13 protein-coding genes and 1 other annotated feature are annotated in these 12,547 nt (G+C 40.1%); of the genes, 3 read left to right on the top strand and 10 right to left on the bottom strand.

The genetic code is table 11. From position 1 onward, the window contains the following. Positions 1-41: 41 nt before the first annotated feature. The 5 genes from ACFVS1_RS06240 to hmpA all read right to left on the bottom strand — a co-directional run bounded on the left by ACFVS1_RS06240 (position 42) and on the right by hmpA (position 7,093). The gene (locus tag ACFVS1_RS06240; RefSeq protein ID WP_387545730.1) at positions 42-1,976 is read right to left on the bottom strand and encodes a sigma 54-interacting transcriptional regulator; all 1,935 of its coding nucleotides are present in this window, start codon (positions 1,974-1,976) and stop codon (positions 42-44) included. A gap of 685 nt (positions 1,977-2,661) precedes the next feature. Further along, a complete protein-coding gene (locus ACFVS1_RS06235) occupies positions 2,662-3,096 on the bottom strand; it encodes a general stress protein (protein ID WP_387545728.1) in 435 nt (144 codons plus the stop codon). A gap of 80 nt (positions 3,097-3,176) precedes the next feature. Further along, positions 3,177-4,424: a glutamate-5-semialdehyde dehydrogenase gene (locus ACFVS1_RS06230; protein WP_387545725.1), complete on the bottom strand. Its 1,248-nt coding sequence runs from the start codon at positions 4,422-4,424 to the stop codon at positions 3,177-3,179. 37 nt (positions 4,425-4,461) lie between these two features. Further along, on the bottom strand, positions 4,462-5,550 hold the full coding sequence (gene proB, locus ACFVS1_RS06225) for a glutamate 5-kinase (protein WP_387545722.1): 1,089 nt from the start codon (positions 5,548-5,550) through the stop codon (positions 4,462-4,464). A 57-nt stretch (positions 5,551-5,607) separates the two neighbouring features. Further along, positions 5,608-5,822: a binding site (T-box leader), on the bottom strand. Positions 5,823-5,884: 62 nt separating this feature from the next. Then, complete coding sequence (hmpA, locus tag ACFVS1_RS06220; protein ID WP_387545719.1) at positions 5,885-7,093, bottom strand: NO-inducible flavohemoprotein; 1,209 nt, start codon at positions 7,091-7,093, stop codon at positions 5,885-5,887. 170 nt (positions 7,094-7,263) lie between these two features. Here hmpA and ACFVS1_RS06215 point away from each other — a divergent pair, with 170 nt between their 5' ends. Beyond that, positions 7,264-7,728 carry an RrF2 family transcriptional regulator gene (locus tag ACFVS1_RS06215; protein WP_241590228.1) on the top strand — a complete coding sequence of 155 codons (465 nt, stop codon included), beginning with the start codon at positions 7,264-7,266 and terminating at the stop codon, positions 7,726-7,728. Positions 7,729-7,743: 15 nt separating this feature from the next. On the opposite strand, the gene ACFVS1_RS06210 is transcribed toward ACFVS1_RS06215, so the two are convergent. The 3 genes from ACFVS1_RS06210 to ACFVS1_RS06200 all read right to left on the bottom strand — a co-directional run bounded on the left by ACFVS1_RS06210 (position 7,744) and on the right by ACFVS1_RS06200 (position 9,671). Further along, a complete protein-coding gene (locus ACFVS1_RS06210) occupies positions 7,744-8,721 on the bottom strand; it encodes an HD-GYP domain-containing protein (RefSeq protein WP_387545717.1) in 978 nt (325 codons plus the stop codon). An 87-nt stretch (positions 8,722-8,808) separates the two neighbouring features. Next, positions 8,809-8,994, bottom strand: coding sequence for a zinc-finger domain-containing protein (locus ACFVS1_RS06205; protein ID WP_352920462.1), 186 nt, complete (start codon positions 8,992-8,994; stop codon positions 8,809-8,811). A 5-nt stretch (positions 8,995-8,999) separates the two neighbouring features. After that, positions 9,000-9,671 (bottom strand): reverse transcriptase-like protein, encoded by a 672-nt coding sequence (locus ACFVS1_RS06200; protein ID WP_241590225.1) that lies wholly within the window; start codon positions 9,669-9,671, stop codon positions 9,000-9,002. A 216-nt stretch (positions 9,672-9,887) separates the two neighbouring features. Here ACFVS1_RS06200 and ACFVS1_RS06195 point away from each other — a divergent pair, with 216 nt between their 5' ends. Both ACFVS1_RS06195 and ACFVS1_RS06190 read left to right on the top strand, forming a co-directional pair. Further along, complete coding sequence (locus ACFVS1_RS06195) at positions 9,888-10,301, top strand: reverse transcriptase-like protein (protein WP_230176921.1); 414 nt, start codon at positions 9,888-9,890, stop codon at positions 10,299-10,301. After that, positions 10,285-11,193: a DMT family transporter gene (locus ACFVS1_RS06190; protein WP_387545714.1), complete on the top strand. Its 909-nt coding sequence runs from the start codon at positions 10,285-10,287 to the stop codon at positions 11,191-11,193. Before ACFVS1_RS06195 ends, ACFVS1_RS06190 begins: the two co-directional genes overlap by 17 nt. A gap of 44 nt (positions 11,194-11,237) precedes the next feature. Here ACFVS1_RS06190 and ACFVS1_RS06185 read toward each other — a convergent pair whose 3' ends face one another. Next, positions 11,238-11,519 (bottom strand): DUF6123 family protein, encoded by a 282-nt coding sequence (locus ACFVS1_RS06185; RefSeq protein ID WP_387545712.1) that lies wholly within the window; start codon positions 11,517-11,519, stop codon positions 11,238-11,240. A gap of 122 nt (positions 11,520-11,641) precedes the next feature. Beyond that, entirely contained in the window at positions 11,642-12,517 is an 876-nt protein-coding gene (locus ACFVS1_RS06180; protein ID WP_387549210.1) for a 5'-3' exonuclease, read from the bottom strand. Between the last annotated feature and the right edge of the window lie 30 nt (positions 12,518-12,547).

Here is a 12,547-nt window from a genome sequence, read left to right as displayed (position 1 = left end):
AACAAATTGTTTCATGCTGAATTAATTTGTTTCAATTTGTTTCAATTTGTTTCAATATTAAAGTTTTTCATCTTTCTCCATAATGTCGTGCGACTCATGCCTAACTCAAAGGCAGCTTTTCCTTTATTAAAATTCACCTTCATTAACGTTTGAACAATTCTTTCACGCTCGGATACATGTATTCCAGGTGACATATCGCTCTCTCGGTCTTGTTGCGACAGCGGAACTTTCTTTTTACTTCTATTTGGAAAATACATTTCGATATCGTACACATCAATTAATTTGTTCTTATACAGAGCACATAATCGCTCACAAAAATTTTGCAATTGGCGAATATTCCCTTCCCAATTCCCTTCACTCAGCTTTTTCATGGCACTATCCGTAATCTTGATTTGTTCTTGATCCGAATGACTTTTCCGAATAAAAGCATTCACCAATAAAGGAATATCTTCTCTGCGTTCCCGAAGCGGAGGCAATACAAGGTCCAGCACACTCAAGCGATAATACAGATCCTCCCGAAAGTCATTACTTTTCACCATTTGCATGAGATCCTTGTTCGTTGCCGATACAATTCTTACATCAACCGGAATTACTTTATCATCACCGATGCGCATGATTTCCCGCTCTTGAAGGACACGTAGCAGCCGGCTTTGCATTTTTGGGGAGATTTCCCCTATTTCATCTAAAAAAATCGTACCTCTATGGGCCAGTTCAAAAAACCCTTGCTTTCCGCCTTTCATGGCTCCCGTGAAAGCTCCTTCTGCATATCCGAAAAGCTCGCTTTCCAATAAATTTTCGGGAAGGGCTGCGCAATTAATGGCTACAAACGGGTTATTTTTACGATTGCTATGATTATGTATGCTTTGGGCGAATATTTCCTTGCCCGTTCCAGTTTCTCCAATTATAAGAATGTTTGAATCTACTTCACTATAACGTTGAGCCGTTTCAATCGTCCTCTTAATTTCGTGGCTTCGATACAATATATCATCAAATGTGTACTTCGCCACATGTCCGCGTGAATGAAGTTTTCTAAAGAACTTCCCTTCCATCTCCTGTATGCGGGTAACATCCTGAAAGGCGACCATATCCCCCACTTTTTTGCCTTTTAAAAATATCCCAACTTTTTTTACTGATAATTGAATGGATTGGTAAGCAACCGTATCTTTTTCGTATTCATCGTCGCTTAAAAGCATATTACGAAATTTCCCGGGCTTTATTATATCGTATATTGAATTTCCAATTAAACTCCCCTTGGCAATCGATAATATTTCCTGAGCCGCCGTATTAAATACGGATATTAGCCCCTTCAAATCTATAGCAATAACCCCTTCATAGGCATAATTAAGAATCGTTTGGTAACGCTTGGTCTTCTCCTGTTCCCTTCTGCTGACAAGAGCTACTCTTTTTGCCTCAATCAACGCCTGCCGAAATGATTCCTTTCCAGTATCAACCAAAATGGCTCCCAACCCTATTTCTTCGGCATATTTACAGGTACTTAAACCACTTAACACAACCTCACAGCCATCCCTGGCTGCCAAATCCACTAAACTGACTGAGGACTCGATATCATTTAATATATAGGACTGAATTGGCAAATCAACGATATCCGAAAGGTTCTCCACGCCATAAATCATATTTAACGCACCTATGACGGCCACTTTTTTACTTCCAAAACGTGCCTTGCAATCATGCAGGGAACGAATAAGATCAATACCCTGTACTGGTATATCAACGATTGGAATGAATTCATTGCTTTCTTTTAAAAGTTTCGTGATTAATCCCCTTGAAATAATCACATCAGCATCAAGCTTCAGCTTCCCAATCTTATCGGCATCCTCAACTACCTCCTCTAGCACAAACTTCACCGAACCGTTATCATTGTTTTCCGATGCTTCCAACTTGTTGAATTCCTCAAATCTTTCAAAAGCGTCCGTAATATACCCTTTTCGAGGAACGACGAGTTTTATTTTTATCAAAATACCCACCTCCAACGTAAATTATTTTGGTTTATCGGATATAAGCTAAAAGCAACCTGTTATTTATTCTAGACCTAGTCATACAATGAATGAATATCATATGGTAAGCTAAGAATGCCGCAAAGGTTCTCATTCAAAGCCGCAATAAGAAAGGTAATGACGTGAGTACAATTGAGACTTTAAAAATAGTAATTCTGCATTTTATTTAGATATTAGAATTCAGAAAATGACTTTGAAAAATAAAAAACCCTTTATCATGGGTTTTTTCATCATAAGGATTTCGATTGGGTATTTAATATGGTCATTCAGGTCATCACATTAAAACTTGCTTTTCTTCAATAGAATACGCCTTTTAACATTATTATCAGTATAATGATTCTTAAGGTGAAAATCATCATGAAAAAATCTTCTTTAATTTCTTAAAGTGGCATTGACATCCACTTTTATTCCATAATTCCCCTTCCTTTCTCGGTAATAGGACTATATTCCTTTAATTCTTCATACCAATGTGGAATTCCTTTTGATTTTATCGTTCGTGACAATAAAATTAGTCTACAAACATATTAACCCCGTTCAAGAAATCCTGAACGGGGTTTTTCAATAAATATTATTTTGAGTCTTTGCGGGCATTAGCAGTTATCAAACTTCGTAAATCCGCTCATTCAAGGTGGTTTTACTGGCGAACTTAAATAGGATCCGCTATGACAAGGATTTTCCCTGCTTTAATATCCTCCACATATTGTTCGACTTCGGCTTCCTCCAGTCCAAGATCCAATAATGGCTTTCTCAATCCGCCTGCTCCCGATACTGCACCGGCTGCGGCTCCGCCAAAAGTGGCGAAAATCGGTCCTGCTGCCAATATCGGTCCAATTCCTGGTACGGCCAATGCACTCATTCCAATAAGCAGACCTGTTAATCCGACAGCGCCGCCGGCTGCGGCCCCAGCGACTAATCCATCAGTCTTTGCCGGGCCGACTTCTTCGGCTTCACTGGGTAATTTATCAATATTTTTTGCCACTACTGATATTTGATCGGATGTATATCCTTGTTCCTTTAAGTTTTCGACTGCTGAAGTCGCTTCATTTGCATTTTCATATATTGCTATAAACCTCTTGTCCATGGTATCTGCTCCTTTAAAAGTAATGTATTATACATTACCCTTAATTGAGTTTTAATAACCTTCCATGAAAGATATGAATTTCATTCCCGGATTTGCCCCTGGCCGTAAATGAAGTACTTGCTTGATGTTAAGGCAGGTAAACCCATTGGTCCACGTGCATGAAGCTTTTGTGTGGAAATGCCGATTTCTGCGCCATAACCGAATTCAAAGCCGTCGGTAAAACGGGTGGAAGCATTGTGATACACTGCAGCTGCATCTACTTTATTCAAAAATGCAGAAGCGTTTTGTTCATCCCCCGTCAGGATTGCTTCAGAATGCTTGGAACCGTATCGGTTTATGTGATCAATGGCTTCGTATACACTTTTTACAGTTTTTACGCTGATTTTTAAAGCTAGGTACTCAGTTGACCAATCTTCCTCCGTAGCCGTTTTCGCTCTCGGAAAGGAGCTGCAAACCGCTTCATCTCCATATAATTCAATACCCTTTTCGTCCAGGAGTTCCAAAATACGCACTCCATTTTCTTTAAACCATTCTTCATGGATTAGAAGCCCCTCAATAGCATTGCATACGGATGGGCGCTGAGTTTTACCGTTTAAAACAATTTTCTCGACCATCGTGAAATCTGCGGTCTGATCGATGAAGATATGGCAATTGCCTGCTCCTGTTTCAAGGACGGGAACAGTGGACTCCTTAATGACCGTTTCAATTAAATTCTTTCCGCCGCGCGGAATCAAAACATCTAAATACTCATTAAGATGAAAAAGTTCCTTAGCGGTTTCACGACTCGTATCCTCGATCAACTGAACAGCTTCTACAGGGATTTCGGTATTCTCTAATGCTTTATGAATGGAAGAGACTAGTGCAATATTGGAGTATTTTGCTGACGAGCTGCCTCTTAATAGGACCGCATTCCCCGTTTTCAAGGATAATGTAGCTGCATCGATGGTCACGTTAGGCCTTGCTTCATAAATCATCCCGATTACCCCGATCGGCACCCGTTGCTTTTTAATCAATAAACCATTCTCTTTTTCGATCGTCTCCAATTGATCACCAATTGGATCATTTAAATCGATTAAAAGCATAATGGCCGCTGCCATGTCCTCAATACGGTTAACATTCAGCATGATTCGATCTAATATAGACTCACTGAAGCCTTTTTTCCTGCCATCTTCCAGATCCTTTTGGTTTTCCTTTATCAAAAAATCTTTATCAATAATAAGTTGTTTAGCAATTTTTCCAAGTGCCTCATTCTTCTTTTCCGTACTCAAACCGATTAGCTGATAACTGGCTTTTTTGGCTGCCTTTCCTTTCGCCGTCACTTCACTCATTTCCAAATTCCCCCTTTGCTTTCATGAAATTGATTTTTTATGCTTTCACCCATTTATCGCGATGGATGACTTCTATGGAAGTGATTATAAGATCGGATGTCCTCTTTCCCATCGCCTGTTTTAATTCTTCGTCGGAATAAAGGACCTCACCCCGCCCTAATAATCCATTTGCACCAAAGACTTCGACAACATCGCCCTTATTGAAGACTCCTTTTATTTCATAAACTCCAGCTGGCAGAAGACTGCTGCCATTTGAAACTAAGGCCCTTTCGGCACCTTCATCAACGAAAATTTTCCCGGATACTTGTGAATGAAGGGATATCCATTGTTTGTTTTTCGTTACCGTCGTCAAGACTTCATTCCCAATATACGTGCCATCACCATTGCCATCAAGGATTGTTAGAAGTTTATCACTCCCCAAACCAGAACCGATGAATACTTTCACCCCTAGAGACAATGCAGTTTGCGCTGCAATCAGCTTCGATTTCATCCCACCCGTTCCGACATTGGATCCTGCACCTTCTGCCATTTGCAATAAATCATCCGTTATTTCGGATAGCTTTTCAAATCGTTTAGCCCCTGGATTTGACTGTGGATTGGAGTCATAAAGCCCATTAATGTCCGTTAATATGATCAAGTTTGTCGCGTGGACCAGCCCGCTTACTAAGGCGGATAGCATATCATTATCACCAAAAGTCAACTCCTCGACCGATACTGTATCATTTTCATTTATAATCGGGAGGATGCCGCGTTCAAGTAATTCCATCAATGTGGCATATGCATTTTTATATCTATCTTTTTTCGAAAAATCTTTCCTTGTTAATAAAATCTGCGCCGGAACGATTCCAAAATGCCCTAATTGTTCCATATACGATTGAATCAAAAGGCTTTGACCTACAGCTGCCGCAGCTTGTTTTCCTTTGAGAGTGACAGGTCTCGTCGGGTAGCCAAGCTTGCGAAAACCTGTCGCTACAGCACCTGATGAAACAAGGACAACTTCATGGCCCGCTTTCCTTAAAGCTGCCACTGCCTGGATATGATCGGAAAATTTATTCTGGTCGATTTCACCTTGTGTGTTGGTCAAAGAACTACTTCCTATCTTTACAACGATGCGTTTCTTTTCCATCGATTACTTCCTCCAATAAATATCTAAGACATGAAAAAAAGCCCTTTTCATCCTCGAAATAAGGACGAAAAGGGCTGCTCTCCGTGGTACCACCTTCATTGAATGCAAGTTCATGCATTCCACTTTGCCTGATAACGCCAGGGTTTGCGCCTATGTTTTGCATAGGACTCAAGAAGCAGGTTCTGCGCATTCCTGTCGCGGGTCTTCCAGCAATTGACGCCGCTCTCTGTCACAGTGATTCTCGCATACTAATCTTCTCTCAACGTTCATTGTTTTAATATAGTATGCAAAATTATCTTCTTGATGTCAATAACATTCCTTCGATGAATGAACCTTATAGCGCCATCGCTGGGCCGAAGAATTCATAGTGAATTTTATCCGTGTCTACCCCAAGTTCTTTCAGGTAAGTGATGATGGCCCTCATGAAAGGCACAGGGCCGCACACATAATAATCAGCTTCAGGTTTAACAATACTGCTCAATAATTCCTTATCAACATACCCTTGCTTTGAAAAATTCGGCAGGTTCTTATCATCCTCACTCGGATTTTTAAAGACAAAGGATAAATGATAACTGGAAAGCTTGTGGGTTAAATCTGTCAGGTCCGTTCTGAACGGCTGTAAATTGCCATTATCGGATGCGTGAATGAATTGGACATCACGCTCAGGTGTTTGTTCAGCTACTGCATGAACCATACTCATGAAAGGCGTTATGCCAACGCCTCCGCTCAAGAATACTGCCGGAGTTCGTTTTCCCAAATCAATGGTGAAATCACCTGCTGGAGCCGTTACGTCTATACTGTCACCCATCTGAATGGATTCATGCAAGTAGTTAGAGACCCTTCCATCAGGAGATGTTCCAGGCTTTTCCTTTTTAACGGAAATCCGGAAGTAATCTTTTCCCGGAACATCAGACAAACTATACTGACGGTTGAATAAATAGCGTTCACCCGGTATCTCGATACGAACAGTAAAATATTGTCCAGGAAGAAATGATGGGACTTTATCTCCATTTGCTGGTTTTAAATAAAAGGAAGTGATTACGTCACTTTCCCGTACTTTTTCCACCACTGTGAATCGTTTGAAATCAGACCATCCGCTGACCTGATTGGAAGCTTGATCGTACATTTCCTTTTCGATGCTAATGAAAACACCGGCAATGACTCCATAGGCTTCTCCCCAAGCTTGGAGGATCTCCTCTGTAGCCGAATCTTGTAACACTTCCTTGATTGCACCTAAAAGATATTCTCCAACAATAGGATAATGTTCAGCCTTAACTGCAAGGCTTCTGTGTTTTTGTGCTATTTGCTTTACAGCAGGTAAGATCGTTTCAAGCTGATCTATATGTATAGCCGCTGCCAAAACCGTGTTGGCAAGTGCAGTTTGCTGGCGTCCCTTTTTTTGATTGGCGTGATTAAAGACATTTAACAATTCAGGATGTGCTTCGAAAAGATTTTTATAGAATACAGTTGTGATAGTTGCACCATGCACTTCTAATACGGGAACGGTTGATTTAATAACATCGATAGTTTTCTGGGATAGCATAGGTAAGCCCCTCTTCATAAACAAGTATTTTAAATACATGTTTATATTAGAACTTAAATGCATGAAAAGCAATATTTTATATACATCTTTTTAAACAATACGTTTTCATGTTTATAAAATGTTCACATTTATGATATAGTCTAATGGGGATAGAATGTGAGGCGATAAACATGAGGTTGACGAGTTATTCCGATTACTCACTTAGAGTGTTGATTTACCTGGCTTCCCACGACCAAAGCAAATTGTCAAATATTAAAGAGATATCTGAAGTTTATCAACTGTCTAAAAATCACTTGATGAAGATAGTTCATAATCTGGGTAAATTAGGATATATTGAGACAATACGTGGAAGAAATGGCGGTTTCCGGCTTGCAAAATCACCCGCTGAAATAAATGTAGGGGAACTGGTACGGAAAACCGAAGAAGATTTTTATTTAGTGGAATGTTTTAAAGATCACGATAACTGTGTGATTTCTCCCGTTTGTTCATTGAAATTTGTCCTTAATAATGCCTTGGATGCTTTTTTAAAGGTCCTTGATCAATATACGATTGCAGACTTCAGCGAAAATAAAGTGATGCTCAAAACTTATTTCGATTCAGTAAAGCAGAATGACGAAGAGCCCGATTTTTTATAATCGGGCTCTTTTTCATTAACCGATGATTCGTTCAATCTTCCATTCTTTTTCCATTCGCAAATCCATGATCCCTGAACTGGTTTTCAAAAGGACTTTAAGGGGATCGTATGGATTGATCATGATGATCGTCCCCATTCGTCCATTAGTAAGCGTGACTTCTTTTCCAACCAAAGTGGACATTAATCGGTTTACAAACTCCAGCAGTATTTCTGGATTGAATTTACCGAACATATCGTTGTTCATTTGCTCAATCACCTTATAAAACGGCATGGCCTGATGATATACACGATTTGAAGACATCGCATGGAATACATCGGCGATTGCGACGATTTTCGAATGATGATGAATGTCATTCTCCATCAGACCAAGTGGATAGCCTTTCCCATCTTCCCGTTCATGGTGCTGAAGGGCTGTTACGGCAATCGATGGTGGGATTCCAGGGATATTTTTAAGTAATTCATAACCATAGATGGCATGGCGTTTCATTTCTTCATATTCTGCCGCAGTCAGTTTACCCGGCTTTTCCAATATTCTATCAGGAATCCTTGTTTTACCCACGTCATGCAGTGTGGCTGCCAGTGTCAGTGCTGAAAGGTTTTCTTTTGATAATCCAAGCTTCATCCCTAGATAAGTGGCAATGATTCCGACACCGATATTATGCTTATACGTGTACTCGCTTTCTGCTTGCATCTCTTCGAAAAGGTAATAAACATCAGGACTCTTTGCAGCTTCTGCAATGACAGGTGCTACCTCAGCTTTAATCACTTCAACCTTTTCAAGCTGTATTTTTCCTTCTTTACGTATATCTTGAAAGATGTTTTTGATTTGAGTAGAAGCTTTGTTGATTCTCTCATGAATCTTTACTTTAGATTGTACATGATCTTCAGTTAAAGTAGATTCACCTTTTTTCAATTCTTCCATTATGAAATCAATTTCAGATATGGTAAGAGGCGGATTCGCTTTATTAATCAGCTTCCCTCTTCTATTTTTCATTGCTCTCACACTTTTCTCTATTTTTTACCTATAATACCATATCCTTCATGACATTTTATCTTAACGAAAAACAATTTTTTTTGGTACTTAAGCTCGGTCACTAAGTTCATTGCCCAGGCGTTTTAATTTTTCACCAACCGTACATTCTGAAATACAAAACTGATGGGCATACGTACGCCCCTTCTCTTTTCGAAAATGCTTTCGTAAAAAACAATCCTGGCAAAATGAAGCGAGTACATCTTCCACTTCTTCATATATTTTTTTCCTGTTCATTGTTGTTATGGCTCCTTTGACTCAGCAATCTCTATTTTGCTGAAAATGGCTTTTCCCTGCAGTGCAAGTGTTGCAAGGCGATCAGCTTCCTGGTTTTCCTTTCGAGAAATTGGCTTGCAGACCGGAATGATCTTTAATTTATCCAGTTTCGCTTCAATACGGTCCAGCCATTTATTTAAGTTTTCTTCCATACAGGGCCATTCACCGGAAAGTTGATTTAAGACAACGAGAGAATCCCCTTTAAAGACACAGCTTTGATGGTGGATCCCAAGTTCCTCCATTTGTCTGACGGCTTCATGAAAGGCCGCATATTCCGCTTCATTATTGGATTCGAATTGGTCCAATTTCACGTTTGTGCGTAACCGCCAGAACTTCTTACCTTGACGAAAATAAATCGCTACACCGAGTCCTGCCACCTTTTCATCTTTTTGATAACCGCCATCAAAAAAAACCGTCACATCCTGCGGCTCTTCCTCAACTTCCGTCAGAAGTTTCTTTAGCTCTTTCTTCGTCCATGTTGTATCGAATTCATCCTTGAATTCCACTTCTTTCAGCCTTCCTGCCTTTTCAAGATCTTCCGTAATGACCAGTGCAGTCCCGGCATCAAGCCAATCCGAAACGAAATCAGCAGATGGTTTTTTGGAAGCATGATAGGTCCATTGCATAATTACCTTCAAAGATTTCCAGCTCCTTATCCATTCACCATTCATGCAGAACAGCTTACAATTTTCATACCTTTTTTTCGTCATACCCTTTATAATATATTGTAAGCATTTGAACCACTCTTTTTAATTATAGTTCCCATATCAGCCTGAAATTCTCATGTTTCAATCTTATTATGAAACGTTTTTTATAAAGGCATATTGACAGTTAAACTCGAGGAGGAGCATATATTGATCGAAGTGTATATTGATGGTGCCAGTGCGGGCAATCCCGGGCCGAGCGGCGCAGGTGTTTTCATAAATAATAACGGTGTGGTCGAGAGGCATTCATTTCCGCTTGGAAATATGGAAAACCATGAAGCTGAGTACCATGCTTTAATCAAAGCATTGGAAATTTGTGTAGCCAATAAGTATCAAATCGTTTCTTTCCGTACGGACTCCCAAGCCATCAACCAGGCCATTGAAAAAAGATTTGCAAAAAATAAGTATGCGATATTGCTGGAACGGGCGTTAAAGCTTTCCGACGAGCTTGAATTATTTTTCATGAAATGGATTCCAAACCTTGAAAACAAGTCCGCGGATGAATTGGCAAGACGGGCCATTCGCATGAATAAGGCTGAGGAAATTCATGAACAAGACAGCTGATTTTTCGTTATTATTCGTTGTATTCATTTGGGGCGTCACTTTTGTCATGGTACAAAATGCCCTATCATTTCTTGACCCATTCACGTTTAATGCCGTCCGTTTTTTCATGGCCTTCGTTTTCTTGCTCATTCCTTATATATCGACTTTACACAAAAAGGCGAAAACGTGGAATAAGGACCTCGTTATAGCCGGGTTTCATATTGGGGTTTGGCTTTTTCTTGGATATGGGCTTCAAACGATCGGATTGAATTATACGACCCCTGCGAAGACAGGCTTCATAACAGGATTAAGTGTCGTCATGGTACCTGTTTTTTCCTTGCTGCTTTTAAAACATCGGCTTTCCCGGAATACAATGATTGGTGTCGCCGCTGCAACCATTGGGCTTTATTTAATGACTTTCGCTGACCGCTCCAATTTGAATATCGGTGATTTACTGGTATTTTTATGCGCAATCAGTTTTGCCATGCAGATCATTACTACCGCCAGATATGCAAAGACCCTACCCGCTTTACCGTTGACGCTGATTCAGGTTTCGACCGTATCTTTATTATCATTTGTTTCAGCCTTCATTTTCAACGAGAATCATTCCGTCATCTTCAGCTCAGAGGTCATGTTAAAGAAGGATGTATGGACTGCTTTATTGGTTACTGCGGCCCTTGCCACGGCATTCGCCTTTTTCGCCCAAACCTTCTTCCAAGCCTATACGACCCCTACTAGAGTGGCGCTGATCTTTTCAATGGAACCGGTTTTTGCTGCGTTATCCTCATACATATTGATAGGGGAAAAATTGACTACCGCCTCCATCACTGGCTGCGCATTCATTTTCTTGGGAATGATTTTCGCTGTACTGCCTGTTAAGAAAAAGAAACCGGTGACACAGGAGTTTACTTGAAAAGGCCAATAAAATAAATCGGACTTCCAGTTACGAAGTCCGATTTATTTTAGCAGCCCCTGTTCTTTTGCAAACGATACCGCTGCACTACGCGTTTCAATGCCATTTTGTTTTAAGTTTTCCAAAAAGGAAATATAAAAGCTGCCATCAAAATTCTTTTGTGCCTTCAATGTCAATTCTATTGCAGCATTGACTAAAATATCACTTGCATCCGTGTAGCGCTTACCAAAATAAATAAAACCAATAGCGTCATTACCAAAAGTGAATCCTTTACCCTCTAAAAAACGAACATACTCTTCAGTTGATTTCGCCACTTCTGCATCCACTCCATAATTCATGCCTTATTTTCATCTTACCGTATATCAAAGATTTTGACTATCCATTTTTCGACAAAAAAATCACCGTACAAAATAAAGGAGCTCCCATTGGGAAGCTCCGTTTTGTTTGATTAAATCATTCGCAATAATGTCCTGAATTCATGATCTCTAGCCAGATTTTTGACCTTCTCGCGATCATACTGATAGACCGCATCATCCAAAGAACATGAAATTGGTACATCACATTTTATTTCTGCTAGCTTTCTGGATAAATGAAGCATATCGACGGCGGATTCAATTTTAGCCCTCTGCCCATTCGTCAATGAAGCAACATTTTCAAGAATCCCTTCGATACTTTGATACTGAATCAATAATTTCAACGCTGTCTTCTCCCCTATTCCTTTAACTCCGGGATAGTTATCAGCTGTATCACCCATTAAAGCTTTTAAATCGATCATTTGTCTTGGTGTGATCCCTTTCCATTCAAAAAAGCTATCGGGATTATGCACCTCATAGTTACCATACCCTTTTTTTAACAGTAGTACGGAAATGTTTTCATCTATTAACTGAAGCATATCTTGATCGCCAGTCAATATACCCACCCGGCTACCTTGAGCAGATGCCTTGGCAATTGTCCCGATACAGTCATCTGCCTCATATCCAGAGAGCCCTATGTTAGGGATATCAAATGCTTCAACCGCTTTTTTCGCCAGGTCGAATTGAGGTATCATTTCGACTGGAGCTTCTGATCGATTAGCCTTGTATCCATCAAATAATTCATTTCTGAAGGTCTTGCTGCCCATATCCCAACACACCGCTACATGACTGGGTGAAAAGTGATTCACCGCCGTCAGCATATGCTTCAAAAAACCTTGAACGGCATTGGTTGGCATGCCTTTCGAGTTAATCATGAATTGACCAGTAACAGCCGTTGCATAAAAAGCTCTAAATAAAAGCGCCATCCCATCGACAAGCATAAAGGAAGGGTGCTGCTCGTTTTCTTTCATTAACACATTATCACCTCTATCATGATGTAC

Source organism: Peribacillus sp. NPDC058075, from assembly GCF_042885195.1.
Classification (GTDB): domain Bacteria; phylum Bacillota; class Bacilli; order Bacillales; family DSM-1321; genus Peribacillus.
This window is presented reverse-complemented; position numbering and strand designations above follow the sequence as displayed.

What these genes read in the sequence shown, in the direction of transcription:
- ACFVS1_RS06230 (WP_387545725.1), bottom strand. Translation starts at nt 4,424, where the DNA reads ATGAGTGAAGTGACGGCGAAAGGAAAGGCAGCCAAAAAAGCCAGTTAT.
- hmpA (WP_387545719.1), bottom strand. Translation starts at nt 7,093, where the DNA reads ATGCTATCCCAGAAAACTATCGATGTTATTAAATCAACCGTTCCCGTA.
- ACFVS1_RS06180 (WP_387549210.1), bottom strand. Translation starts at nt 12,517, where the DNA reads ATGAAAGAAAACGAGCAGCACCCTTCCTTTATGCTTGTCGATGGGATG.
- ACFVS1_RS06215 (WP_241590228.1), top strand. Translation starts at nt 7,264, where the DNA reads ATGAGGTTGACGAGTTATTCCGATTACTCACTTAGAGTGTTGATTTAC.
- ACFVS1_RS06210 (WP_387545717.1), bottom strand. Translation starts at nt 8,721, where the DNA reads ATGAAAAATAGAAGAGGGAAGCTGATTAATAAAGCGAATCCGCCTCTT.
- ACFVS1_RS06190 (WP_387545714.1), top strand. Translation starts at nt 10,285, where the DNA reads ATGAACAAGACAGCTGATTTTTCGTTATTATTCGTTGTATTCATTTGG.
- ACFVS1_RS06235 (WP_387545728.1), bottom strand. Translation starts at nt 3,096, where the DNA reads ATGGACAAGAGGTTTATAGCAATATATGAAAATGCAAATGAAGCGACT.
- proB (WP_387545722.1), bottom strand. Translation starts at nt 5,550, where the DNA reads ATGGAAAAGAAACGCATCGTTGTAAAGATAGGAAGTAGTTCTTTGACC.
- ACFVS1_RS06205 (WP_352920462.1), bottom strand. Translation starts at nt 8,994, where the DNA reads ATGAACAGGAAAAAAATATATGAAGAAGTGGAAGATGTACTCGCTTCA.